Origin of the sequence: Actinophytocola oryzae (assembly GCF_004364325.1) — a bacterium.
Classification (GTDB): domain Bacteria; phylum Actinomycetota; class Actinomycetes; order Mycobacteriales; family Pseudonocardiaceae; genus Actinophytocola; species Actinophytocola oryzae.
Window position 1 is genome coordinate 147,052 of record NZ_SOCP01000022.1, and the last position, 23,788, is coordinate 170,839.

The following is a 23,788-nucleotide window of genomic DNA, read 5'->3' on the forward strand; positions in this document are numbered from 1 at the left end:
TCAGCCGGGTGGCCGCACCCCCATCGCCGGCACCACGGCCGTGGCCACCGAGGTGTAGCCGATCACCGTGCCGTCCTGTTCCGCTGTCTCTCGCTCGCCGATGAACTGGCCGGTCGCGGGGTCGACGATGATCTCCTGGCGGGTGCCCTCGCCGGTCACGCCGTAGGCCGTGCCCTCGCGGCCGTCCAGGTTCGCCACCCGGTCGGTGATCCGCAGGTCCGGGACCAGGGCCAGTGCGCGGTAGAAGGCCGCCCGCAGGTCGGCGGGTACCAGGCCCGACCTCAACGCGTCGGCCACGTAGACGAGCACCTCCAGGTCGGGAGTCGGCCCCTGTCCGGCGGTCGCGGCCCTGAGCCTGTCGTACAGCTCGGTCGGCTCGCGTGGCAGCGAGGCCAGGAACTCCTCGTCAGGGGTCTGCCAGGTGCCTCGTCGCGCGCACGGCTCACGGTGCTCCTCCTTGGCGAACCAGTCGCCGCAGGGGGCCCGCCACTTGCCTTCCAACCCGCCCCCCTCGTCGACCGGGTAGCCGGCCGCCCTGGCCTCCGCCTCGGTGCCCGACACCCACTTCCTGGCCCCCGTCACGTCCCTGCGCAGCAGCCAGTCCTGGGTCTGGTCCGCGGGAACCCACGTCTCCAGGAGGTTCTCCGCCAGGTACGAGTACCGGTCGGTGCCGGTCAGCCACCACGCGTGTGTCGCCACGTAGCGGTACTCGCCAGGACCCAGCGGCTGGTCGACCGAGGTGATCCTCTCCGCGGTGATCGTCAGCTGCTGTCCCGCGGCGTTCGGGATGTTGTCGCCGAACCGGACGGTCTGCACGACCAGCACGCTCGCCACCACCACGACCACCGAGGCGACCGCCGCCGCCCACCAGCGCCACCGCCTGCGTGGCCCGGCGGCCTCCGGGTTCGCCGCGCCCGCGGCAACCAGCAGTTCGGTGCGGGAGCGGGTCAGTACACGCCTGTCCGGGTCCTTCACGGCGCCCAGTGCGGCCAGCGCCCGGTCCAGCTCGTCGTCGGACCACATGTCCCGGACGTTGTCGTCGCTGTCAGGCATGACCGCCCTCCTCTCGGTGGGTGGGGGCGTTGGCACGCAGCCACTTCCGCACCCGGTGCAGCCGGGATCGCACGGTCCCGACCGGGATGTTCAGTGCGTCGGCGACCTCGGTGGAGTCGAGGCCGGCCCACGACGTGAGCAACAGCACGTCCCGGTCGCCTTCGGACAGCTCGGCCAGGGCACCGGCCAGGCGCGCGGCCATCACCGCGGCGTCGAGCCGGTCCGCCACCCTGGCCTCGTGGCTCGCCACGGACTCCTGCGTGTGCCCGATCGACCGGGCCGCGGCCTGCAGTCCACGCAGCTCCTGGCGCACGTGCCTGCGCAGCAGGTTCGTGGCGATGCCGTACAGCCACGACCGCACCGCACCCCGGCGCGGGTCGTAGCTGTGCCGCTGGTTCAACGCGACCAGGAACGTCTCACTCACCAGGTCGTGCGCGTTCTCCGCACCGACCCGCCGCGCGAGGTAGCGGTGCAGCGATCTGGCGTACGCGTCGAAGAGCCGGCCGAACTCCACTGCCGGCTCCGGTCCGCCCAGGTAGGGGCGATCCCTGTCGGCAGGCAGCGGCTCGTCGGCAGGCCCGCGTCGCGTCATCGTCCTCACATCAGGTGTTGCCCGAGGACGAGTCAGACGTTCACCGCGACAACAGCTGCGCGCACCTGATCAGGCCGAGGTGTGAGTACGCCTGCGGGTGGTTGCCCAGCGAGCGCTCCGCGATCGGGTCGTACTCCTCCGGCAGCAGCCCGGTCGGCCCCGCGGCGTCGACGATCTGCGCGAACAGGTCCTCCGCCTCCGGACGGCGGCCGGTCAGCAGGTACGCCTCGATCATCCACGCGGCGCAGATGTGGAAGCCGCCCTCGTCGCCGGGCAGGCCGTCGTCGCGGTGGTAGCGGTACACCGTCGACCCGCTGCGCAGCTCGGCCTCCGTCGCCGTCACCGTCGCGTGGAACCGCTCGTCACTCGGGTCGAGCAGGCCGACCATGCCGATCAGCAGGGTCGCCGCGTCGAGGTCGGTCCCGTCGTAGGCGGTCGTGAACGACTGGACCTCGTCGTTCCAGCCCTTGGTCAGGACGTCCTCGGCGATCGTGTCCCGCAGCCCCGGCCACGTCGGCTCGACCTCGCGGCCGTAGGTCTCGGCCAGCTTGACCGCGCGGTCGATCGTCAGCCAGCACATGACCTTCGAGTACACGTGGTGGCGCGGCCGGTGCCGCTCCTCCCAGATGCCGTGGTCCGGCTCGTGCCAGCGCCGCGCCACGGCCTCGGCCATCGCGCACACCATGCGCCAGTCGTCGTCGGTGAGCTTGCCCCTGGCCTCGGACAGTGCCGTGACGAGGTCGACCACCGGTCCGAACACGTCCAGCTGCACCTGCTGGTTGGCGAGGTTGCCGACACGCACCGGCCGCGAGCCCGCGTAACCGGGCAGGGTGTCGATCACGGCCTCGGCGGGCAGCGTCGTGCCCGCGATCGTGTACAGCGGGTGCAGCAGCTCGGGGCCGGGCAGCGTGGCCAGGACACCGTGCAGCCAGCCGAGGAACTTCTCCGCCTCGCTGATCGAGCCGACCGACACCAGCGCCTTCGCGGTCATCGCGCCGTCACGCAGCCAGCAGTAGCGGTAGTCCCAGTTGCGGACGCCGCCGACCTCCTCGGGCAGCGACGTCGTCGCGGCGGCCATGATCGCGCCGGTGTCGTCGTGGCACAGGCCCCGCAGGGTCAGCGCGGACCGCGCGACCAGGTCCTTCTCGACCTGCGGCAGCGAGAGGCCGTCGAGCCACTCGCTCCAGTACCGCGCCGACCGCGCGGCGCGCTCCGACTCGTCGACCTCGTGTCGGGTGAGGTCGTTGGTGCCGCACCGCAGCTCCATCACAACCGGCTGGTCCTGCGACGGCCGCACCACCGCGCGTGCCGTGTCGTGCATGCCGTCGGAGGAGATCTCCCACTGGACGCCCGGGGCCCGCAGCACGACCGGGTCCGAGGTACCGAGCACCCGCAGCCCGTCGGCCGACGGGATCAGCCGGACCTGCACCTGCGCGAACTCCGGCCGCGGCGCGAACTCGACCACGAACGGCGTGTTGCCGGAGATGACCCGCACCAGGTCGGTGCGGTGCGCGTTGGCGTAGTGGTCGAGGTAGTCGGTGACCAGCAGCCCGGACCAGCGGGTCTCGACGGTCATCGTGCCCGGCAGGTAGCGCTGGCCAAGCGGCAGACCGCCCCGCTCCGGCCTGATCGAGAAGTGGCCCGCCGACGGGCCGCCGAGCAGGTCGGCGAACACCGCGGCCGAGTCCGGCTCCGGGTGGCACAGCCAGGTCAGGCGCGCGTCCGGGGTGAGCAGCGCGATCGACCGCTCGCTGGCGAGCATCGTCAGCCGCTCGATCGGCGGGGCCTGCTCGCCGTAGAGCCAGGTGCGGCGCTCCTCCAGCAGGAACGCCAGCACCATGCCGACCTGCACCGGGTCGGCGATGCGGAACCCGGCGAGCGTCTCGCCGTCGCCGACCTTCACACCGAGGTCCGGGCCGGACAGGCGGGCGAACGCCTTCTCGTCGGTGACGTCGTCGCCGAGGAACACCGCGGCGGTCGCGCCGAGCTGGTGGCGCAGCGTGTCGAGCGCGCGGCCCTTGTCCGTCTGCACGACGGCGAGCTCGATGACGGCCTTGCCCTCGGTGATCTGCACGCCGTCCCACGTGCACGGCCCCTCGCGGACCGCGGTGTTGACCTGGTCGGCGACGGCGGCCTCGGCGCGGCGGGTGTGCACGGCGATGCTGGCAGGCTTGATCTCCAGCTGGACGCCGTCGGCGCCGTCGGTGATCCGCTCCAGCTCGGTCTCCAGACGCCGGTGCAGGCCCCTGGCCTGGGCGTCGAGGGCGTGCACGAAGCCGATGTCGAACTCCGACCCGTGGCTGCCGACGAGGTGGACCTCGGCAGGCAACCGGGACAGAGTGGCCAGGTCACGCAGTGCGCGCCCGGAGATCACGGCGGTGGTGGTCTCGTGCAGTGCGGCGAGCGAGCGCAGTGCCCCGACCGACTCGGTCATGGGCCGAGCCTGGTCCGGGTTCTCGACGATCGGCGCGAGCGTGCCGTCGTAGTCGCAGGCAACCAGGAGACGCGGCGTGCGCGCGATCTGGACAATGGCCCTGCGCAGCTCAGCAGGCAGCGCCTCAGCGGTCATGGTCACGGTCGTCTTCGACTCTCTGGCGGGCGGGTTGTGTGCGATTTCAAAGGCTGGCACACGATGGCAGAGCGGAACTGTATCGCCCGTCCGAGGCCGCTACTCGTCCTGTCCGAGAGTGGCCGGTGAACACTCAGCTGAGCAGTTCCGATGACGGCTGGAGCGCGTCCAGGAAGGACCTGGCCCAGCGGTCGACGTCATGGGTGAGCACCTGGCGGCGCAGCGCCCGCATCCGGCGCCTGCCCTCGGCGGGGTCCACCTCCAGCGCGGACTCCATGGCGTTCTTCACCCCGTCCAGGTCGTGCGGGTTGACCAGGAACGCACTCGTCAGCTCGGCCGCCGCGCCCGCGAACTCCGACAGCACGAGCGCCCCGCCCAGGTCGTGCCGGCACGCCACGTACTCCTTGCAGACGAGGTTCATGCCGTCGCGGACCGGTGTGACGAGCATGACGTCCGCCGCCGAGAAGAACGCGGCCAGCTCCTTGCGGTTGATCGACTGGTGCAGGTAGTGCACCACCGGGTGGCCGACCCGGCCGAACTCGCCGTTGATGCGGCTCACTACCTGCTCGATCTCGCCACGCATCCGCTGGTAGTGCTCGACCCGCTCACGGCTCGGCGTGGCGAGCTGCACCATGACGACCTCGGTCGGGTCGATCCGCCCCTCGGACAGCAGCTCCTGGAGCGCGTAGAGGCGGACGTCGATGCCCTTGGTGTAGTCGAGCCGGTCGACGCCCAGGATGATCTTGCGGGGGTTGCCGAGGTCCGATCTGATCTGTCTGGTCCGCTGGATGACATCGCGGCTGCGGGACAGCGTGTCCAGGCCGCTCGCGTCGATCGAGATGGGGAACGCGCCGACCCGCACACTGCGGTCGCCGACCTGGACCACACCCGGCCTCGTCCGCACGCCCACCGCGCCGCGGCTCGGCTCCAGACCGATCAGCCTGCGCACCAGCCACAGGTAGTTCTGCGCGCCACCCGGCCGGTGGAAGCCGATCAGGTCCGCGCCGAGCAGGCCCTGGATGATCTCGCGCCGCCACGGCAGCTGCATGAACAGCTCCGTCGGCGGGAACGGGATGTGCAGGAAGAAGCCGATCCGCAGGTCGGGCCGCTGCTCGCGCAGCATGGCAGGCACCAGTTGCAGCTGGTAGTCCTGCACCCACACGATGGCGCCGTCGGCCGCGATCTGCGCCACGGCGTCCGCGAACCGCTGGTTGACCTTGACGTAGGAGTTCCACCATTCCCGGTCGAACACGGGCGAGGCCACGACGTCGTGGTACAGCGGCCAGAGGGTGCCGTTGGAGAAGCCCTCGTAGTAGAGGCGCACCTCGTCGGAGGTCAGCATCACCGGGTGCAGCCAGATGCCGTCCTCGGCGAACTTGTCGACCTCCACGTCCGCGACGCCCGGCCAGCCGACCCACGCCCCGCTGTTGCGCTGCAGGAAGGGCTGCAGGGCGCTGACCAGCCCACCAGGGCTGTGTTTCCACCGTTCGGTGCCGTCCGGCAGCCGTTCGAGGTCGACCGGCAGCCGGTTCGCCACGACGATGAAATCCGCCCCGCCACTGTTGCTGATCTCGGTGCTCACGCCGAGCGTGCCTCCTCGATAAGAGTCGGCTTCTGAGATTAGTCAACAATTCGCGGTTATGGGTGGTCGAAGGTGCCCGGCAACACACGGATGGCTCAGAAATACGGGTTGTAGATCCACTTCGTGTGCCAGGCGGGCGCCTCGTCCCGGCGGAAGACCACCCGCACCGCCCACAGCGGCCTCGCGGTCTCGATGTCCAGGTGCGTGGCGGGTTCGTGCCTCGGCATCCTGGCGACGACGTCCGAACGCGCGGTGTCGTAGCCCGTGCCGCTCTCGTTGCGGTGCTTGAACTCGAAACGCGCGACCGCGAGCCTGCCCGTCGACGGTGCCAGCAGGTTCACGTAGACCGGGGCCAGTCCGTACCTGTCCCGCCACTCCCCGCTCCAGTACACGGTCAACCCGCCCGCGGACTTCGTGAGGGCGAACGAGGCCGCCAGTGGTTTCAGCACCTTGGTGCGAGTCATGCGTCCCCAGCCGTGCGTGGTTGATCCTGCGGACGAGGCTAGGGACGCTCACCCACCACCGGTACGAAGTTTCACACGCAGTTTCACGCGATCGTGGTACGGACCTCGGTGCCCAACTCCACCGTGCGACTGACCGTGCACAGCCGGTCGTGCGAGAGCCGCACCGTCCTCGGCAGGAGCGTGCGTGCCTCGTCGCCCGCCGGACCCTCCGGGAACTCCACGTCGAAGGTCACCGCCAGATTCGTCATGCGGTTGCCCTCCTCCCTGTCCGACACCTTGTCGCCGCTCACGGTCACCGTGAACCGGGTCGGCTCGGCACGCCGGCTCGTCACGGTGTCCGTGTCGATGGACGTACACGCGCCGATCGCGGCGAGCAGCAGCTCAACCGGGGTGAAGTCGTCACCACCCACCGGCAACGTGCCGCCACGCTCGTTGTGCACCACGTACTTCCCCGTCGACACACGGTCGATCCGCACCGACCGGAAGCTGGAGTCCGTCATGCCGCCACCGTAGCTACACGATTCCCCCACAGCCGACACACCGCCGCCTGGAGTAGCCGTGCCCTAGGATGGTCCCGACTCCCCACGAGTCACGCCGGCATAGCTCAATTGGCAGAGCAGCTGTCTTGTAAACAGCAGGTTTGGGGTTCGAGTCCCCTTGCCGGCTCAACCCTGGGTGCACCCTGCTCGCGGAGGGCGCTCGCCGTTGGGTTTCGCGTTGTACCGGGGGGCCGAGCCCCCCGCGCCCCCCACGGTGCGGTTGGTGCTGACCCGGCGTGGTTTCGTTTGCGTCCGCGCTTCCGCGCTTCCGCGCTTCCGCGCTTCCGCGCTTCCGCGCTTCCGCGCTTCCGCGCTTCCGCTTCGTGTTCGCTCTTCCTTCCTCTTTTCTCCTTTCGTTGTGTTTCGTGACCAAGACGTTCGTGCTTTCTGCTGTTGTGCTCGCTTTCCTTACTGGTGGGATGACTGCTGTGGTCAGTGGTGGCTGTGGTGCCTGCTGTGGACTGCGAGGGCACCAGCGAGACGTCTGCTGCGCTCGCGGGGGCAGCGGCCGCAGTCAACTATGGTGACCAGGGGCAGCATGTGCTTGCACTGCAGCTGGCGTTGCGCGTTGAGGGGTGGCAGGCGCTTGTCGGCCGGAAGTCGACGACGAGCACCGGTGGCACCCTCGGTTACCAGCCCACCTTCACGCTGCAGCCGGGTGAGCACAGCCAGGAAAGGTTTCCGCGCTTCTCGACATGCTCCAGCGAATCTTCCCCTACGCTGACGACAGCCACCTCTTCGACGACCACAACGACTCTTACGCACCCGTGCTCCGGGCTGTGGTGCGTGATTTCCAGGTGCGTGCCGGAATCAGTCCGAGTCGCATTGTCGGGCCGAAGACCGTCGCCGCGATGAACGAGGTCATCTCGGTCTCCGATCGTGGCGGTGCGGGCACGGCGTGTGCTCGCCCCGTCCCGTTCCGTGTTCGCCTAGATTTCTCGGCGGCAGATGTCGAGACCCCGGCGGCGGCTCCGACTCCCTGTCGAACCGCGCCGGAACGGGCGCCCGACACAAGGAGCAGCGCGTGAAGTATCTCCTGATCATGCAGGTCAACCCCAGCGTCCTCGAAGCGCTCACCGACGAGGAGCGGGACGAGATCGGGGCAGGCCACGGTGCCTTCATGGAGGCCATCCAGGAGTCGGGGGAGTTCATCCTCACCCAGGCGCTGGCCGATCCCACCAACAGCAAGGTCGTGCACGGGGGCAGCACCCCCGCGGTGACCGACGGGCCGTTTCTCGAGGCCAAGGAGTTCATGGGCGGGTTCTACCTGATCGACTGCGAGAGCGACGAGCGTGCGGTCGAGCTCGCCCAGCTCATCCCGGACACCAGAATCAAGGGGCTCGCCATCGAGATCCGGCCCGTCATGTTCTCGGCCGGTGCCGATCTGTGAGTCCGCGATGACGGAAGCCCGTGAGGTCGAGGACCTGCTGCGTCGGCTGGCGCCGCGGGTCCTCGGCACACTCGTCCGCAGACACGGGCAGTTCGACGCCTGTGAGGACGCCGTGCAGGAGGCGTTGCTCGCGGCGTCGCTCCAGTGGCCTGCCGACGGTGTGCCCGGCGAGCCCCTCGGCTGGCTCGTCACCGTCGCGGGCCGTCGGCTCACCGACCAGTGGCGCAGCGAGGCGGCCCGCAGGCGGCGCGAGCTGACGGTCTCCACCGAGCCGGAACCCGACGAGGACCTGAACCGCCACGTCGACGACACGCTCGAGCTGCTGTTCATGTGCTGCCACCCCGAGCTGCCCGCGCCGTCCCAGGTCGCGCTCACGCTGCGTGCCGTCGGCGGCCTCACCACCGCGGAGATCGCGAGCGCCTTCCTGGTGCCGGAGCCGACGATGGCCCAGCGCATCAGCCGTGCGAAGCAGAAGATCAAGGGCCACGGCTTCCCGTCGGGGCCCGAGCGCCTGCCCGCCGTCCTGCACGTCCTGTACCTGGTCTTCAACGAGGGCTACAACACGACCTCGGGCCCCGACCTGCAGCGCGTCGAACTGACCGAGGAGGCGATACGCCTCACCAGGGAGGTCCACACCCTCATGCCGGAGGAAGGCGAGGTCGCCGGCCTGCTCGCGTTGATGCTGCTCACCGACGCTCGCCGCGCCACCCGCACGACCGAGACAGGCGCCCTGGTCCCGCTCGAGGAGCAGGACCGCACCCGCTGGGACCGCGCACGTATAGAAGAAGGTGTGGCCCTCGTCAGCCGCACACTGGCCGTGTCCCCGCCCGGCCCCTACCAGCTGCAGGCCGCGATCGCCGCCATCCACGACGAGTCCCCGAGCACCGGGGACACCGACTGGGCGCAGATCCTCGTCCTGTACAAGATCCTCGACCGCATGGCGCCGAACCCGATGGTCACGCTGAACCGCGCCATCGCGACGGCCATGGTCCACGGCGCGCCTGCCGGCCTCGCGCTGCTCGCGTCGCTCGACGAGGACAGGCGGATGGCGGGCCACTACCGCCTCGACGCCGTCCGCGCCCACCTCCTCGACATGGCCGGCGAGCACGAACAGGCACGCGAGCACTACCGCAAAGCGGCGAAACGGACGTTCAGCCTGCCGGAGCGGGAGTACCTGTTACGGAAAACCTCAGGGTAAAACTGGGGTCTACCTCAATGTGAGGCGTCGAAATCCCGCCTACCGTCGATGTCATGGAGATCACGAACCAGAGCGGTAGTGCAGGAGTTTCCCCACGTCGTGGACGTTCGTCCGGACCGTCGCCCGTACCGGGCCGGTCGCGGGGTTCACAAACCTGTGAAAAATATACCGCGAGAGCCGGGCCGTCAGGGGCGCGTGCGGCTCGTCGGCTCGTGACGACCACCGGGCACCACGGCGAAAAACTCAAGGTGACAGTCCGTTTACCACTCGGGCCGTCCGGATCGAACCGCCACCTGGGCGGCTACTCTCGCGACCGGTTACTCAGTAAGGGGGTTTGGTCATGGCAAGCATGCGTTCGAGGTTCATGACCTGGGCAACGCGCTGGTACCTGGCGCGTGCGTCCAAAAAGGGGTTCGACCTGTCGAGAATGGCGCTCCTGCCCGACTCGGCACTGCTGCCACTCAAGCGCGACGCACTCGACCCGGTGCCGGAGCTCGCCGAGATCCGGGTGTCGAAGCCGGTCAGCAAGCTGGAGATCCCGTTCGGGGTGAACGTGTGGCTCGTCACCGGCTACGAGGAGTCGAAGGCCGTTCTCAGCAACGCGAAGGCCTACAGCAACGACTTCGCCAACCTGGTCGGTCAGCACGGCGCGTCCGAGAGCCACAGCCCCGGCGGTCTCGGGTTCGCGGACCCGCCGGAGCACACGAGGTTGCGCAAGCTCCTGACGCCGGAGTTCACCATGCGCCGCCTGTCGCGCCTCACACCGGGCATCAAGGCCATCATCGACCAGCAGCTCGACGCGATGGCCGCCGCGGAGGGGCCGGTCGACCTGGTCGAGTACTTCGCGCTCCCGATCCCGAGCCTGGTGATCTGCGAGCTGCTCGGGGTCCCGTACGACGACCGTGACGACTTCCAGCGCCTGTCCATGGCCCGCTTCGACCTGTTCGGAGGCGCGACCGCGTCGCTCGGCGCCATCTCGGAGTCCCTGGCCTACCTGACCGACGTCGTCAAGAAGCAACGCGCCGAGCCCGGCGACGGACTGCTCGGCATGATCATCAAGGAGCACGGCGACGAGGTCAGCGACCAGGAGCTGGCCGGCCTCGCCGACGGCGTCCTCACCGGCGGCTTCGAGACGACCGCGAGCATGCTCGCCCTCGGCGCCCTGGTGCTGCTCCAGGACCGCGACGCGTTCAAGCTCGTCCACGACGACGACGCCGCGATCCACGGCTTCGTCGAGGAGGTCCTGCGCTACCTGACGGTCGTGCAGGTCGCCTTCCCCCGGTTCGCCCGCGAGGACACCGAGGTCGCCGGGGTCCGGATCAGCAAGGGTGACGTGGTGATCGTCTCCCTTTCCGGCGCCGACCGGGACCCGGCCATCGGCGAGGACCTGGACAGGGTCGACCCGCGTCGCGCCCCGACGTCCCACCTGGCCTTCGGCTACGGCGTGCACCGCTGCATCGGTGCGGAGCTGGCCCGCATGGAGCTGCGCGCGGCGTACCCCGCACTGCTGCGCCGCTTCCCGGAGATGCGCCTGGCCACGGACGACCTCACCTACCGGAAGGTTTCGATCGTCTACGGCTTAGAGGCCTTACCCGTGGTGCTCGGTTAGCTTTCCAGGCGTCGTTCCCGCTTGCCGCGGGCCAGTTCCGTGGCGAGGGCGTCGAGGTGCGGCGTCCAGAACCGGCGGAAGTGTGACAGCCACAGGTCGGCCTCCCGGAGCGGCTCCGGTGCCACGGCGTAGAGCCGTCGCGTGCCCACGGCACGCACTCGCGCGAACCCGTTCTCGCGCAGCACCTTGAGGTGTTGCGAGACCGCGGGCTGGGTAATGCCGAACTCGTCCTGCACCACGGACGACACCTCACCCGCTGCCCGCTCACCGTCGGCGAGCAGCTCGAGGATCCTCCGTCGGACGGGGTCGGCGATGACGTCGAACGCGTGCACGCCGACATCCTATATAAGGGGAGGGTGAAATTGAGAGTGGTCGTGCTGGCCGACACCCACGCGCCACGCCGCTGGAAGTCCTGCCCGCCCAGGGTTGCCGAGCACCTGGCGAAGGCCGACGTGATCCTCCACGCCGGTGACGTGTGCGTGCCGGAGGTGCTGACGGAGCTGGCGGAGTTCGCCCAGGTCCACGTGGTCGCGGGCAACAACGACGGCCCGGACGTGGTCGCCTGGGGCGCGCCGGGGACGGTGGAGCTGGACCTCGCGGGACTGAAGGTCGGCATGATCCACGACAGTGGTCAGAAGGACGGTCGCGGCGCTCGGATGCGGCGGCTCTTCCCCGAAGCGGATCTTGTCGTGTATGGCCACTCTCACATTCCCATGGACCTGACGGAGGCCGGTCTGCACATCTTCAACCCGGGTTCGCCCACCGACCGCCGCAGGCAGCCCCACGGCACGATCGGCGAGCTCGACATCGAGGACGGTCGGCTCCTCGCCAGCCGCATCATCCCGGTTACCTGAGGCTCAAGTTCCGCTTGCCCACTTCTCGTCTTCTCTTCACCTTCTCTTGAGCGCCGTTCGAGCACCGCACGATGTCCTGATCGAGCGGAACTCGAGCATGGAGAGGTTCTTGCATGAGAGGGACAACGGCCTTCGTCGACCTGGCCGGCGTGCGGCCGACCGTCGGCGCACGGGCGAGGGCGGTGGCGGTGGCGCTGACGCGGCGCGGCCTGACCGGACACCGGGTGCTGGTGCTGCTGCCCCCTGGCGCCGACTACGTGGCCACCCTGCTGGGGTGCTTCTGTGCCGGGGTGGTCGCCGTCCCGGCGCCACCTCGGTACGGCCGCCGCCTGACCGAGATCGTCGACGACGCCCGCCCGGCCGCGGCCATCGGCCTGCCGCTGACGGGTGTCCCCACGCTGTCCGACCTGGACGGCGATCCCCGGGACTGGGTCAGGCCCGACATCGGGCCCGACACCGTGGCGTTGCTGCAGTACGCGTCGTCGGGTCCGGTCCGCGGTGTGATGGTGTCGCACGCCAACCTGACCGCGTCCGCGTCGCAGCTGGTCGCGCACCTGGGCATGACCGAGAACACGAGCGTTGTCAGCTACCTGCCGCCGTACGGTGAACTCGGGCTGGTGGGTGGCGTGCTGGCGCCGCTGCTCACGGGGGCCCGCGTCACGCTCCTGCCATCGGACACCACGCCGGGCGAGTGGCTGCGGATGGTCTCCCTGCGCCGGGCGGCCATCAGTTTCGCACCCGACCGCGCCTACGCCTGGCACGCCGCGCCGTCCGATCTGGACCTGTCGCACTGGGACACGGCGGTTGCCGCGGCCGGTCCGGAGACACTGGACCGTTTCGCGAACCTGTTGGCACCACAGGGTTTTCGCCGTGAGTCACTCTTCCCCGCCCACTGGCAGCCCGAGGCGACGGCCCTCGTGACGGGCCGTCGGGGTCTGCACACGGAGGCCTTCGGTCGGCAGACCCACGGGTCGCGTGAGGTCGGCCTGCTGAGCCTGGGACCGGCGATTGCCGGTACCGACCTGGCTGTCGTCGACCCCGTGACCGCGACCCGGTGCCAGGACGGCACTGCGGGAGAGGTGTGGGTGGCCGGCCCAAATGTGGCGGTCGGATACCTGGGCCGGCCGGGAGAGAGTGAACGGACGTTCTGTGCGCGGCTTCACGGCTCGACAGACAACTATCTCCGCACCGGGCAGTACGGCATTCTGCGCGATGGCGCGCTGTGCCTGACCGAGCCGCAGAACGTCCTGCTCACTCGTTAGAACGAGAACACCGTTCCGGTGGCGGTGTAAAGGTTGCAGGAGTTGCCGAATTCGTGTGTCCACGCGACGGCCTCGCCGTCCCAGGTGCCTTCGGCCTTCGCGGTGACGGGGCTGTACTCCATGGTGCAGGTGGTCGTCCCCGAGAGACCGGGCAGGGCGTCGAGGTTTCCTCGCGCCTCACCAAGCTCTTTGCAGGCGTGTTCGGCATCCGGATGCGAACCGCCGAAAGGCGAACAGAACAGCTCGACACTCTTCAGTTCCTTGCCGGTCTGGACCGTGAGTGTCAGCGTGGTGTCGGGGCTTGCACTGGCAACACCGGAAAACAGGAACGGGAGGAAGAGAACCAGGCCCATGCCGCCGATCCGGGAGAGCTTCATGGCCTCCACATTGGACCTTTCGGCGAGCGGAAGGGAGCCCAACTCACGGGTAACGCCCGATCGTGTCACCGCCCGACTACCCTCGGCGGGTATGGAGATCAGAGCCGCCTCCCAGGCCGACTGGCCACGGATCTGGCCGTTCCTCAGAGGGATCGTCGGAGCGGGTGAGACCTACACGTGGCCGAGGGACGTGACGGAGGAAGCCGCGCGGGAGATGTGGATGGCGGCTGCGCTGCCGAACCGAACAGTCGTCGCGGTCGAGGGCGACACGGTCCTGGGTACGGCGAAGATGGGCCCGAACCACCAGGGACCGGCCGCGCACATCGCGACCGCGAGCTTCATGGTCTCCCCTGCCCATGCGGGAAAGGGCGTCGGCAGGGCACTTGGCGAGCACGTCATCGCCACGGCCCGCGCGGACGGCTTCCGGGCCATGCAGTTCAATGCGGTGGTGGCGACCAACACGGTGGCGGTGAAGCTGTGGCAGTCGCTGGGCTTCGAGATCATGGCGACGCTGCCGGAGGGCTTCCTGCACGCGACGAAGGGCTATGTGGGGCTGCACATCATGTTCCGCCGCCTCTAGCCTCGGGGCATGAGGATCGCGGTATCGGCGGACGAGCTGGTCGGCGTTGCGGCTGCGGTGGTCGAGGAACTACGCACCCGTGGCCACGAGCCCGTGCTGCACGGCGCACTGAACCCGGCTGATCGGCCCGACTGGGCGTGGGCGAGTGAACAGGCGGCCAGGGCGGTCGCCGAGGGCGCGGCGGACCAGGCCGTCGTCTGCTGCTGGACGGGCACCGGTGCGTCGATCGCGGCGAACAAGGTGCCGGGGGTCCGAGCGGCCCTGTGCACCGACGCCGAGACGGCCAGGGGCGCTCGCCGCTGGAACGACGCGAACGTGCTCGCCCTGTCCCTGCGCCTGACCAGCACGCCGCTCCTCACCGAGATCCTGGACGGCTGGTTCGCGGCCGAAGCGAGCACCGACCCGGCGGACAGGGCGAACATCACGCACGTCGACGAGATCGCCTGACCGACGGGTCAGCCGCGCATCGCCTCGTGCGGGCGGTACGGCGCCTCCAGCAGCGCGATCTCCTCCTCGGACAGGGTCACCCCGGTCGCGGCCACCGCGTCCTCGATGTGGTCGAGCTTCGTGGCACCCACGATCGGCGCGGTCACGGCCGGCCTGCCCGACAACCACGCGAGCGACACCTGTGCGGGCGGCAGCCCGCGCTCGGCGGCGACCGACACGACCGCGTCGACCACGTCGAAGTCCTGGTCGGAGTACAGCGCGTCGGCGAGCGCGTCGCTGCCGCCGCGGGTCGTGTCGCGGGAGCCGTCCCTGTGGCGGGTGCCCGCCAGCATGCCGCGTGCCAGCGGGCTCCACGGGATCAACCCCATGCCCTGGTCGAGGCAGAGCGGGACCATCTCCCGCTCCTCCTCGCGGTACAGCAGGTTGTAGTGGTTCTGCATCGACACGAACTTCGTCAGCCCCCGCAGCTCCGCGGTGTACTGCGCCTTCGACAGCAGCCACGCGGGCATGGTCGACACGCCGAGGTAGCGCACCTTGCCGGCACGCACGAGGTCGTCGAACGCGGCGAGGGTCTCCTCGACCGGCGTCTCGCCGTCCCAGCGGTGCGTCTGGTAGAGGTCGACGTAGTCCGTGCCGAGCCTGCGCAGCGACCCGTCGATCGCGGACATGATGTGCTTGCGTGACAGCCCCCGGTCGTTCGGGCCGTCACCCATCGGGAAGTACACCTTCGTGGCGAGCACGTAGTCGTCGCGGCGGGGGAACAGGCGGGCCAGCAGCCGTCCGGTGATCTCCTCGGTCATGCCGTTGGAGTACATGTCCGCCGTGTCGAAGAAGTTCACGCCGAACTCGACCGCGCGCCGCACGATCGGCTCGGCCTCCTCCTCGGAGAGGAACCAGGCCCGCCTGTTCCTGTCGCCGTAGCTCATCATGCCGAGGCAGACCCGAGAGACCTTCAGCCCCGACGAACCCAGCCTCGTGTACTCCATGCCCCAGACCCTATGGGGCGCGGGATCAGGACGGCTGCCGCGCCATGAAGTCGGTGTCCAGCTCCGGGAGCCGGCCCAGCGCCTGGGCCATGGCGAGGGTGTTCTGGTACTCCCGCCACAGCGTGACCAGGCCGTCGCGGATCTCCATCACCGCGATGAACAGGGCGGACTCCCGCTTTCCCGTCGTCAGGACGGTGCCGACCAGCTCGTACTCGACGATGATCTTGTTCGGGTCGGTCGTGTCGTGGACGACGACGTTGCGCAGGTCCTCGAAGCGGACCGGCAGCGTCTCGCGGCTCGTCTTCGTCTTCGCCAGGAAGTCGTCCCTGCCCTGGGTGCGTCGCGGCCCGCCTGCCGCGAACGGCATCTCGAACACCACGTCCGGCGCCCACAGCTCCTGACCGTCCCCGCCGAGTGCGAAGTCGCGGAAGTTCTCGAACACGTCACGGGCTGTCTTCACGGTTGCTCCTCTAAGGTGAGTGCTGACTCCGGTTGACAGCATCATGAGTGAGGACTCATCTTGTCAAGTAAGCCTCTGCGGGCGGATGCCCGACGTAACCGGGCGCGGATCCTCGCCGCGGCCGAGGAGGTCTTCGCGGTACGGGGGGCCGTCGCGTCCACCGAGGAGGTCGCCTCGGCCGCCGGTGTCGCCATCGGCACCGTGTTCCGGCACTTCCCGACCAAGCAGGACCTGCTCGGCGCCATCCTGAAGGACCTGCTCGCCGAGCTGGCCGACGCGGCGGCGCACGACGACTTGTTCGCCTTCTTCCGACGGGTGGTCGAGGCGGCGGCCGAGAAGAGGTTCGTCGTCGAGCTGCTCGCCGGGCACGGCGTGGACGTCGAGGTCGCCGGTGCCGTCGGGTCGCTGGGGGACGCCGTCGCCGCGCTGCTGGTCAGGGCGAGGGAAGAAGGGCTGGTCCGGGACGGTGTCCAGCTCGACGAGATCCTCGCCCTGCTCGCCGCGGCCGGGCAGGGCGCGCTGCGGTGGTCGCCGGACCTCCGCGCCAGGACGCTGGAGGTGATCTTCGCCGGGCTACGTCGCTGAGACCAGCTCGTAGCCTTCCACCAGCTCCGGGTAGATGCGCAGGACCTCGACGTTCGGCATGTCCACGAACGGCGCGAGCACCGACTCGTAGTGGGCCGTCTCGTCCGGGGCCACCACCCGCCGCGCGACGCCCGTGACCGTCACCGACCAGCCGCTCTCCGCCACCGGGTCGATGTCGTCGGCCTGGAAGGCGACCACCGCGCCGGCGCAGTCCGCACCGACGTGGGTGCGGATGACGATCATGTCGTTGTCCACCAGGTGGCGGACCGGCACGATCGCGGGCAGGGCGCGGATGGTGTAGACGATCCGACCGAAGGGAGCGCTCCCGAGCAGCCGCAGCGACTCCGGGCGCGTCAGCTCGGCCAGACGCCGAGGCAAGCCACCCAACCCGGTCCACCTCCCTGAGAGACTCACCCAAAGGGGTGAGCATCCGGCAGTCGGCCTCACCGCGCAAGGGCCCAAGAACCTTATGCTCGCAGGGACTTTCGACCCTGATGGGATGCCGCCGTTCGCCAGAGCGCTTACAGTGCGCCTGCCACCGGCGACGCCGTACTGACCACGGTGAGTGTTCCTTGTGGACTGGTTCCGTGTGCGTCGGCGAGATCGCGCAGGTGGCATCCCCCATGCGGAGGATGCTGGAAACACAGCGAGTAACGCATGGTCGGATACGACCGATAGCCCGTTTGCCGATCCGATGGACAGTCCGGGGTTGCCATGCCACCTGAGCCCAACAGCACGAGTTCCTCCGGCGTGCCCGTTGGAGACCTCCGGTCGAGACTCGGCGACAACGAGAAGTCCCGCGACCGCCTCCAGGGTCTGCTGGACGCCGTGGTCGCGGTCGGTGCCGGACTGGAGCTCGAGGGCACGCTCAACCGGATCGTGCGGATCGCGGTCGAGCTGGTCGACGCCAGGTACGGCGCGCTCGGCGTGGTGGGCCCCGACGAGCAGGAGCTGCTGACCGAGTTCGTGTACGTCGGCGTCGACGACCGGCGGCTCGGCGTCCTCATCGAGAACCCGCACCCCCTGCGTGAGACGCAGGAGGTCGTGCCGACGAGCGTGCTCGGCGCGCCGATCCGGGTTCGCGGCGAGCTGTTCGGCAACCTGTACCTGACCGAGAAGCGTGGCGGCGGTCACTTCACCGAGGACGACGACATCGTCCTCAAGGGCCTCGCGGCCGCGGCGGGCGTCGCCGTGGAGAACGCACGGCTCTTCGAGGAGTCACGCCTGCGTGAGCGGTTCATGGAGGCGTCGCGCGAGGTCAACTCGCACCTGCTCGGCGGGGGGTCGAGCCAGGACGCGCTGACGCTGATCGCGCGGCGGGCGATGGAGCTATCGAAGGCGGACTGCGCGCTGATCCTGCTGTCGGACGGCGAGGTGCCGCCCGAGGAGGTGGCGATCCGTGCGGCCGCGGGCGAGGGCGGTGCGGAGCTGATCGGCTTCACGGTGCCCGCTGGCGGGCCGCCGGTGGCAGGCATGTTCGAGATGCGGGGCGCGGAGCTGATCCCCGACCTGTCGTCACTGGTGCCGTCGAGCTGGCGGAGCCCCGGCCCGGAGTTCGGGCCCGCGGTCGCCGTACCGCTGCGGGCGGGCAACGTCGTGAGTGGCGTGCTGCTGGCCGTGCGGGCACGCGGTGGCGCGCGGTTCGCGCGCGAGTACGTGCCGCTGCTCGCGTCGTTCGCGGACCAGGCCGCCTTCGCGCTGGAGCTGGCCGAGAAGCACCGGGCACAGCGGCAGCTGGACGTGCTCGCCGACCGCGACCGCATCGCCGGTGACCTGCACGACCACGTGATCCAGCGGCTGTTCGCGACGGGCATGAGCCTGCAGGGGACCGTCCGGCGGATCGGCGACCCCGGCGTGCGCAGGCGGGTGAGCCGCGCGGTCGAGCAGCTGGACGAGACGGTCCGGGAGATCCGGACCTCGATCTTCGACCTGCACACGACCGGTTCCGACGGCGCGGACAGCCTGCGGCGGCGGATGCTGGACATCGTGGAGGAGCTGTCGACGGGCGCCGAGGTGCCGCAGCCGTCGGTGCGGATCTCCGGCGCGGTGGACACGCTCGTCCCGGACGAGCTGGCCGCCCACGCGACGGCGGTGTTGCGCGAGGCCGTGAGCAACGCGATCCGCCACTCCCACGCCGGCTCCATCGTGGTCACGGTCGAGGCGGGCGCGGACCTGATCATCGACGTCGTCGACGACGGGGTCGGCATGCCGTCCGGAGTGGCGCGCAGCGGGCTGCTCGGGGTGGAGCGCCGGGCGGCCAAGTGCGGCGGGATGGCCGTCGTGGTGCCGGGGCCGGAGGGTGGCACCCGCCTGACGTGGCGAGCGCCACTGGCGAAGGCGTAGCGAGTCCTAGTTCTCCGGTTTGCGGGACTTCAGCTCGGCGGCCAGTACCGCCGCCTGCGTGCGTCGCTGCATGCCCAGCTTCGCCAGGATGTGGGAGACGTAGTTCTTCACGGTCTTCTCCGCCAGGAACAGGCGTGCGGCGATCTGGCGGTTCGTCAGGCCTTCGCCGACCAGGTCGAAGACCGCGCGTTCCTGGTCGGTCAGGCCGGCGAGCGCGCCGCCGTCGTCCTTTCCCTGGCGGATGCGCTTCATCAGAGCCTCCGTCGTCCTCGCGTCGAGCAGGGACTCGCCGAGGCCCACCTTGCGGACCGCGGTGATCAGGTCGTTGCCGAGGACCTGCTTGAGCACGAAGCCCGACGCGCCCGCCATGATCGCGTTCAGCAGCGCCTCGTCGTCGGAGTACGACGTCAGGATCAGGCACCGGAGGTCGGGGAGCAGCGAGCGCAGGTCCCGGCACAGCTCCACACCGTTGCCGTCGGGCATGCGGACGTCCAGTACCGCGACGTGCACCGAGAGTGACGGAATGCGGGCCAGAGCCTCCGCTACCGAGGCAGCCTCACCCACGATCTCCAGGTCCGGCTCGTCCTCGAACAGATCGGCAACGCCGCGGCGGACGATCTCGTGGTCGTCGACCAGGAAGATCCTAGTGGTCACCAGGCGCTATATATCAGGTTTTTCGACCTGATCGCAACATTGCGGTCGACCTTGTCACACCGCAAATCCCGATTACGAAAGCCGGCCGGAAAAACAGCTGCGCGAAAGCCGTGTAGAAACAGGTGAGCGGGGTGGACTTTTTCGAATCCACCGAATCCGAGCCACGCGTCAGTGCTCCGGCGGCTTGACCATCTGACCTGGTCATTACGCCATCCGGGCGACGCACGACCGGGGGAGATCGCGCAACGTACTGCCCACCCCTTACCTTGTGCAGATGCCGTACCTGGCGGGGTAACTGGGGGGTGGTCGCCCGATGGGAGCGGAGCAACCAGCCGTGGCGCGGTTCTGCCTGCTGGGACCCGTTCAGATGATCGTCGGCGAGCGGTCCGTTCCGCTCGGCGGCACGGGTGTTCGCAGTGTGCTCGCGATGTTGCTGCTGGAGCCGAACCAGGTCGTGCCGCTGGACCGGATCGTGGACGTCCTCTGGGCCCACGAACCGCCTGCCAGCGCGCGGACCATGATCCAGGGCTACGTGTCCCGCCTGCGTCAGCGGATCACCGAGGCGGACGCCGGCGGTGTGCACATCCTCACCACGCCACCCGGCTACCGGCTGGTCGTGGACGAGTCGCTGATCGACGTCACCGTCGCGCGGTCGCTGCTCGCCAGGGCCCGGGGCCTGCCGGCGGCCCGGCGTGCCGAGCTGCTCGACGAGGCCAACGCGCTCTGGCGCGGTCCCGCGCTCGCCGACCTCGGCGGCCGGGTGTCCGCGCCGGAGCTGACGGAGCTGCGGCTCGCGATCCTCGAGGCTCGCTTCGACGCGCAGCTGGAGCTGCGGCGGCACCGCGAGATCATCGGCGAGCTGACCCAGCTGATCGAGGCGCAGCCGTTCCGGGAACGGCTCGTGGCGCAGCTCATGCTCGCGCTGTACCGGTCGGACCGGCGGGCCACCGCGCTCGAGGCGTACCAGCTGTTCGCGCACCGCGCCGCCCAGGAGCTGGGCATGGACCCCGGGCCGCAGCTGCGTGACCTGCACGCCAGGGTGCTGCGCGACGACACGGCGTTGCTTGAGCCCAACCCGGATCCCGTGGTCACCCCCAAGGTGGGCGTGCTCGTGCCGGCGCAGCTGCCGAGGGCGCCGTCCGGGTTCGCGGGCCGCGGCGACGAGATCGACTGGCTGACGACGTTGCTGCCACCCGGCGAGACCGCGGCCATCGGCGTGCTCGCCGGCCCAGCGGGCGTCGGCAAGACAGCGCTTGCCGTGTTGTGGGCGCACCGGGTCGCGGGTGCGTTCCCCGACGGGCAGCTGTTCGCGAGCATGCGCGGGTTCGACGAGCAGCACACCCCGGTCCGTGCCGCGGACGTGCTCACGCAGTTCCTGCTGGCACTGGGCGTTGCCGTCGACGACGTGCCGATCGAGCTGGACGACCGGGCCACGCTGTTCCGCTCGATCCTCGCCGACCGGCGCGTGCTGGTCGTGCTCGACGACGCCCGCGACGGCGAGCAGATCCACCCGCTGCTGCCGGCGGGCTCGTCGTCGTTCGTGCTGGTGACGTCCCGGGTCCGGCTCGACGGGCTGGTCGCGCGCACCGGCGCGCGGATGCTCACGCTCGGCACGCTCGGGCCCGACGCCGCCGAGTCGCTCATCGAGCACATGGCCGGCACGCCCGCGCACGCGCACGACCGGGAGCTGCGCCGCAGGCTCGCGCGGCTGTGCGGGTACCTGCCGCTCGCGTTGCGCGTCTCCGCGGCCAGGCTCGCGGGTAATCCACAGTGGACGGTCGAGGACCTGGTCACCGAGCTGACCGACGAGCGGTCGAGGCTCGGCGCGCTCGACCTCGAGGAGTCCGACACGAGCGTGCGTGCCGCGCTCGACGTGACCTACCGCAGCCTCCGCGCGGAGCTCGCGGAAACCGTGCGGTACCTGGGTTTGTTCCCCGGCACGCGGCTCGGCCCGCATCCTGTGGCCGCGTTGTGCGGCAGTGACGTCGACGCGGCGCGGCGGCGGCTGCGCTCGCTCGCGAGCTCGTTCGTGGTCACCGAGACGAGCCGCGACGTGTTCGTCATGCACGACCTGATCCGCCTGCACGCGCAGGAGCTCGCCGAGACCGAACTGTCCGAAGTGGACGTCGAGGCGGCAGGCAGGCGACTGCTGCGGTACTACCTCACGGGTGCGGAGTCCGCACGCGAGCTGCTGCGCCACGGCGAGGTGCGGTCCGGCGGCAATGGGCTGTCCTCGGCACGCGAGGCCGCCGAGTGGATCGACCAGGAGTGGGCGAACCTGCTCGCGGTGGTCGAGTCGGGGTCGGACGCCGACGAGGAGGTCCTGCGCCTCGCGCGGCTCGCGGCCGAGTTCTCCGAGGGGACGCGTGCGCTGGGGCCCGCCGCGCTGAGCAGGCTCGTGCGCCTGGTGGTCTGAGACGGATCGTCCGTCTGGCGGGTGGCGTTTAGCGAACAGTTAGTCAGTTCGGGTGATCAAGTGGCAGGCTCCCGCGCGAGTGCTCGACGTCCCGGAGCCTGATACCGAGCACTCAAACACGGGCGGCGCTACCAACGTGGGGGTGTGCTGCCCAAGCGAACCGGCCGGCACGGATGGGGGATTCGTGCCGGCCGGTGTGCTTTGTCCACGCACTTCGCTCAGATGTGTGCCGCGCGGCTGTTTCCGTTGGCGGAGTTGGAGAACGGGCTCAGCTCAGGACGCTTCGGCACCAGGCCGTCGCCCGTGGACTCACCGCGTAGCTGCCTGCGTACCCACGGCAACAGGTGGGTCTTCGTCCACGCGAGATCGGCCTGGCGGAGGCGCAGCCACGGCGTCGGCGCGACCTCCGGCCACGGCTCCCGCCAGTCCTCGCCAACGGGCACGCCGAGCACTTCGGCAGTACGCAACGCGATCCGCCGGTGACCCTCCGGTGAGAAGTGGAGCCGGTCGTCGCTCCAGGCGCGGGGGTCCACGAGCGTCTTCATGGCCCACAGGTCGACCATCATCGCGCCGTGCTGGTCGGCGATGGCGTGCAGATGTCCGTTGTAGATGGCGACCTTGGCGCGGATGCGCCGCACGACCGGCTGCTTGCGCGGGTCGGGCCCGGTGAACACGAGGACCTCGCACCCGGCGGCCCGCAGGTCGATCACGGCCTGCTCGAACTCCTCGGCGAGGGCGTCCACGTCACTGCCCGGCACGATCAGGTCGTTGCCGCCGGCGCACATCGACACCAGGTCCGGCCCGACCTCGATCGCGGCCGCCACCTGTTCGGCGATGATCTCGCGCAGCATCTTGCCGCGCAGTGCGAGGTTCGCGTACCTGAACCCGGGGTTCCGCTCCGCGAGAACGATGGCCAGGCGGTCGGCCCACCCGACGTAGGTGCCGTCCGCCGCTGTGTCGCTCAAACCTTCGGTAAAGCTGTCCCCAACGGCTACCCAACTGTTCCATTCCCGCACGGCGACCACCCCTCCCTAGTGCGCGCGCCCCCGTTTATATCTCGTAATTCCTCAGGATGCCGTCTAATTCCCGACCTACGCCACCGTCGGTAAGGGCTACCTAAGCGAAACGCGATGAGGCAGGCTTGGACCGTGACCGACCAGTCGACCGAGACGCCTGACCTGCCGCTGCGCGACCTGCTGGGCGGCAGGGGTGGAGCCGTGGACGCGAGCATCCCACCAGCGGTGTTCGTGATCGTTTGGCTGGTCAGCAGCCGCTCGATCGGGTGGGCCGCCGCTGCCGCGATCACAGCCGGTGTCGCTGTGGGGGTATGGCGTCTCTTTCGTGGCCGAAAAGTAACCGCATCAGTCGCGAGTGTTGCCGCAGTGTCACTCGCCGCGTTTATTGCGTTACAGACCGGTCGCGCCGAGGACTTTTTCCTCATCCAACTGCTGTCCAACGTCGCGAGCGCGTTGGCCTGGGCACTGAGCATCCTGATCCGGTGGCCGCTGCTCGGGGTGGTGGTCGGGATCCTGCTCGGCCAGCGGACGCGGTGGCGACGTGACGCTGATCTCGTCCGTGCGTACGGGAACGCGAGCTGGGTGTGGGTGCTCGGTCAGTACACCGTGCGCGTGCTGGTCTTCGGCGCCCTGTGGTGGTCCGGCTGGGTGGTCGCGCTCGGCGTGGCGCGGGTCGTCCTGAGCTGGCCCCTGGTGGCGGCGACGCTGGCGGTGAGCGCGGTCGTCCTGCGGCGCTCCCTGCCGGAAGGCCACCCGGGCCTGCGCCACCCCCGCCAGCCCGCGCACTGAAGGACGCCTTCGTAACGTCGGGC

At 69.8% G+C, this 23,788-nt stretch carries 24 protein-coding genes and 1 tRNA gene; 12 read left to right on the plus strand and 13 right to left on the minus strand.

The features are described from left to right. The 6 genes from CLV71_RS40195 to CLV71_RS40220 all read right to left on the minus strand — a co-directional run bounded on the left by CLV71_RS40195 (nt 1) and on the right by CLV71_RS40220 (nt 6,760). Nucleotides 1–1,053, minus strand: coding sequence for a CU044_5270 family protein (locus tag CLV71_RS40195; protein WP_243867245.1), 1,053 nt, complete (start codon nt 1,051–1,053; stop codon nt 1–3). Further along, entirely contained in the window at nt 1,046–1,645 is a 600-nt protein-coding gene (locus CLV71_RS40200; protein ID WP_133908178.1) for an RNA polymerase sigma factor, read from the minus strand. The genes CLV71_RS40195 and CLV71_RS40200 overlap by 8 nt, the downstream gene beginning before the upstream one ends. Nucleotides 1,646–1,685: 40 nt before the next feature. Then, complete coding sequence (otsB, locus tag CLV71_RS40205) at nt 1,686–4,214, minus strand: trehalose-phosphatase (protein ID WP_133908179.1); 2,529 nt, start codon at nt 4,212–4,214, stop codon at nt 1,686–1,688. A 133-nt stretch (nt 4,215–4,347) separates the two neighbouring features. Beyond that, nucleotides 4,348–5,796 carry an alpha,alpha-trehalose-phosphate synthase (UDP-forming) gene (locus CLV71_RS40210; RefSeq protein ID WP_166664457.1) on the minus strand — a complete coding sequence of 483 codons (1,449 nt, stop codon included), beginning with the start codon at nt 5,794–5,796 and terminating at the stop codon, nt 4,348–4,350. Nucleotides 5,797–5,891: 95 nt separating this feature from the next. Continuing rightward, entirely contained in the window at nt 5,892–6,260 is a 369-nt protein-coding gene (locus CLV71_RS40215) for a hypothetical protein (RefSeq protein ID WP_133908180.1), read from the minus strand. Nucleotides 6,261–6,343: 83 nt separating this feature from the next. After that, the gene (locus CLV71_RS40220; RefSeq protein WP_133908181.1) at nt 6,344–6,760 is read right to left on the minus strand and encodes an OsmC family protein; all 417 of its coding nucleotides are present in this window, start codon (nt 6,758–6,760) and stop codon (nt 6,344–6,346) included. Between the two features lie 93 nt (nt 6,761–6,853). Between CLV71_RS40220 and CLV71_RS40225 the strand changes: the two genes are divergently transcribed. The 4 genes from CLV71_RS40225 to CLV71_RS40245 all read left to right on the plus strand — a co-directional run bounded on the left by CLV71_RS40225 (nt 6,854) and on the right by CLV71_RS40245 (nt 10,996). Then, nucleotides 6,854–6,926 (plus strand) — tRNA-Thr (locus CLV71_RS40225). Between the two features lie 897 nt (nt 6,927–7,823). Further along, a complete protein-coding gene (locus CLV71_RS40235; protein ID WP_133908183.1) occupies nt 7,824–8,189 on the plus strand; it encodes a YciI family protein in 366 nt (121 codons plus the stop codon). A gap of 7 nt (nt 8,190–8,196) precedes the next feature. Continuing rightward, on the plus strand, nt 8,197–9,387 hold the full coding sequence (locus CLV71_RS40240) for an RNA polymerase sigma factor (protein ID WP_133908184.1): 1,191 nt from the start codon (nt 8,197–8,199) through the stop codon (nt 9,385–9,387). A 340-nt stretch (nt 9,388–9,727) separates the two neighbouring features. Continuing rightward, entirely contained in the window at nt 9,728–10,996 is a 1,269-nt protein-coding gene (locus CLV71_RS40245) for a cytochrome P450 (RefSeq protein ID WP_208297978.1), read from the plus strand. Here the strand turns inward: CLV71_RS40245 and CLV71_RS40250 are convergent. Beyond that, nucleotides 10,993–11,328, minus strand: coding sequence for an ArsR/SmtB family transcription factor (locus CLV71_RS40250; RefSeq protein ID WP_133908185.1), 336 nt, complete (start codon nt 11,326–11,328; stop codon nt 10,993–10,995). The genes CLV71_RS40245 and CLV71_RS40250 overlap by 4 nt on opposite strands. Nucleotides 11,329–11,352: 24 nt before the next feature. Here CLV71_RS40250 and CLV71_RS40255 point away from each other — a divergent pair, with 24 nt between their 5' ends. Further along, complete coding sequence (locus tag CLV71_RS40255) at nt 11,353–11,850, plus strand: metallophosphoesterase family protein (protein WP_243867246.1); 498 nt, start codon at nt 11,353–11,355, stop codon at nt 11,848–11,850. A 113-nt stretch (nt 11,851–11,963) separates the two neighbouring features. Continuing rightward, entirely contained in the window at nt 11,964–13,112 is a 1,149-nt protein-coding gene (locus CLV71_RS40260) for an AMP-binding protein (protein ID WP_133908186.1), read from the plus strand. On the opposite strand, the gene CLV71_RS40265 is transcribed toward CLV71_RS40260, so the two are convergent. Beyond that, complete coding sequence (locus CLV71_RS40265) at nt 13,109–13,489, minus strand: SSI family serine proteinase inhibitor (protein ID WP_133908187.1); 381 nt, start codon at nt 13,487–13,489, stop codon at nt 13,109–13,111. The two genes, CLV71_RS40260 and CLV71_RS40265, sit on opposite strands and share 4 nt — an antisense overlap. 91 nt (nt 13,490–13,580) lie before the next feature. Between CLV71_RS40265 and CLV71_RS40270 the strand changes: the two genes are divergently transcribed. Beyond that, nucleotides 13,581–14,069, plus strand: a complete 489-nt coding sequence (locus CLV71_RS40270) for a GNAT family N-acetyltransferase (protein WP_133908188.1) — start codon at nt 13,581–13,583, stop codon at nt 14,067–14,069. Between the two features lie 9 nt (nt 14,070–14,078). After that, on the plus strand, nt 14,079–14,516 hold the full coding sequence (locus CLV71_RS40275; protein ID WP_133908189.1) for an RpiB/LacA/LacB family sugar-phosphate isomerase: 438 nt from the start codon (nt 14,079–14,081) through the stop codon (nt 14,514–14,516). 8 nt (nt 14,517–14,524) lie between these two features. Here the strand turns inward: CLV71_RS40275 and CLV71_RS40280 are convergent, their stop codons facing one another. Both CLV71_RS40280 and CLV71_RS40285 read right to left on the minus strand, forming a co-directional pair. Continuing rightward, nucleotides 14,525–15,502 (minus strand): aldo/keto reductase, encoded by a 978-nt coding sequence (locus tag CLV71_RS40280; RefSeq protein ID WP_133908190.1) that lies wholly within the window; start codon nt 15,500–15,502, stop codon nt 14,525–14,527. A gap of 25 nt (nt 15,503–15,527) precedes the next feature. Then, the gene (locus CLV71_RS40285; RefSeq protein WP_208297979.1) at nt 15,528–15,962 is read right to left on the minus strand and encodes a nuclear transport factor 2 family protein; all 435 of its coding nucleotides are present in this window, start codon (nt 15,960–15,962) and stop codon (nt 15,528–15,530) included. A gap of 60 nt (nt 15,963–16,022) precedes the next feature. Here CLV71_RS40285 and CLV71_RS40290 point away from each other — a divergent pair, with 60 nt between their 5' ends. Then, entirely contained in the window at nt 16,023–16,547 is a 525-nt protein-coding gene (locus CLV71_RS40290; RefSeq protein ID WP_341771711.1) for a TetR/AcrR family transcriptional regulator, read from the plus strand. Here the strand turns inward: CLV71_RS40290 and CLV71_RS48940 are convergent. Next, a complete protein-coding gene (locus CLV71_RS48940; RefSeq protein WP_208297980.1) occupies nt 16,536–16,934 on the minus strand; it encodes a pyridoxamine 5'-phosphate oxidase family protein in 399 nt (132 codons plus the stop codon). The two genes, CLV71_RS40290 and CLV71_RS48940, sit on opposite strands and share 12 nt — an antisense overlap. 363 nt (nt 16,935–17,297) lie before the next feature. On the opposite strand from CLV71_RS48940, the gene CLV71_RS40300 reads away from it, so the two are divergent. Continuing rightward, nucleotides 17,298–18,890, plus strand: coding sequence for a sensor histidine kinase (locus CLV71_RS40300; RefSeq protein WP_243867247.1), 1,593 nt, complete (start codon nt 17,298–17,300; stop codon nt 18,888–18,890). 6 nt (nt 18,891–18,896) lie between these two features. Here CLV71_RS40300 and CLV71_RS40305 read toward each other — a convergent pair whose 3' ends face one another. After that, nucleotides 18,897–19,544, minus strand: a complete 648-nt coding sequence (locus CLV71_RS40305) for a response regulator (RefSeq protein WP_133908193.1) — start codon at nt 19,542–19,544, stop codon at nt 18,897–18,899. Between the two features lie 313 nt (nt 19,545–19,857). On the opposite strand from CLV71_RS40305, the gene CLV71_RS40310 reads away from it, so the two are divergent. Continuing rightward, nucleotides 19,858–21,960, plus strand: coding sequence for an AfsR/SARP family transcriptional regulator (locus CLV71_RS40310; protein WP_133908194.1), 2,103 nt, complete (start codon nt 19,858–19,860; stop codon nt 21,958–21,960). A gap of 218 nt (nt 21,961–22,178) precedes the next feature. Here the strand turns inward: CLV71_RS40310 and CLV71_RS40315 are convergent, their stop codons facing one another. Then, on the minus strand, nt 22,179–22,976 hold the full coding sequence (locus tag CLV71_RS40315; protein WP_133908195.1) for an SGNH/GDSL hydrolase family protein: 798 nt from the start codon (nt 22,974–22,976) through the stop codon (nt 22,179–22,181). A gap of 132 nt (nt 22,977–23,108) precedes the next feature. Between CLV71_RS40315 and CLV71_RS40320 the strand changes: the two genes are divergently transcribed. Next, nucleotides 23,109–23,765, plus strand: a complete 657-nt coding sequence (locus CLV71_RS40320; protein ID WP_243867248.1) for a DUF3159 domain-containing protein — start codon at nt 23,109–23,111, stop codon at nt 23,763–23,765. Nucleotides 23,766–23,788 lie beyond the last annotated feature (23 nt).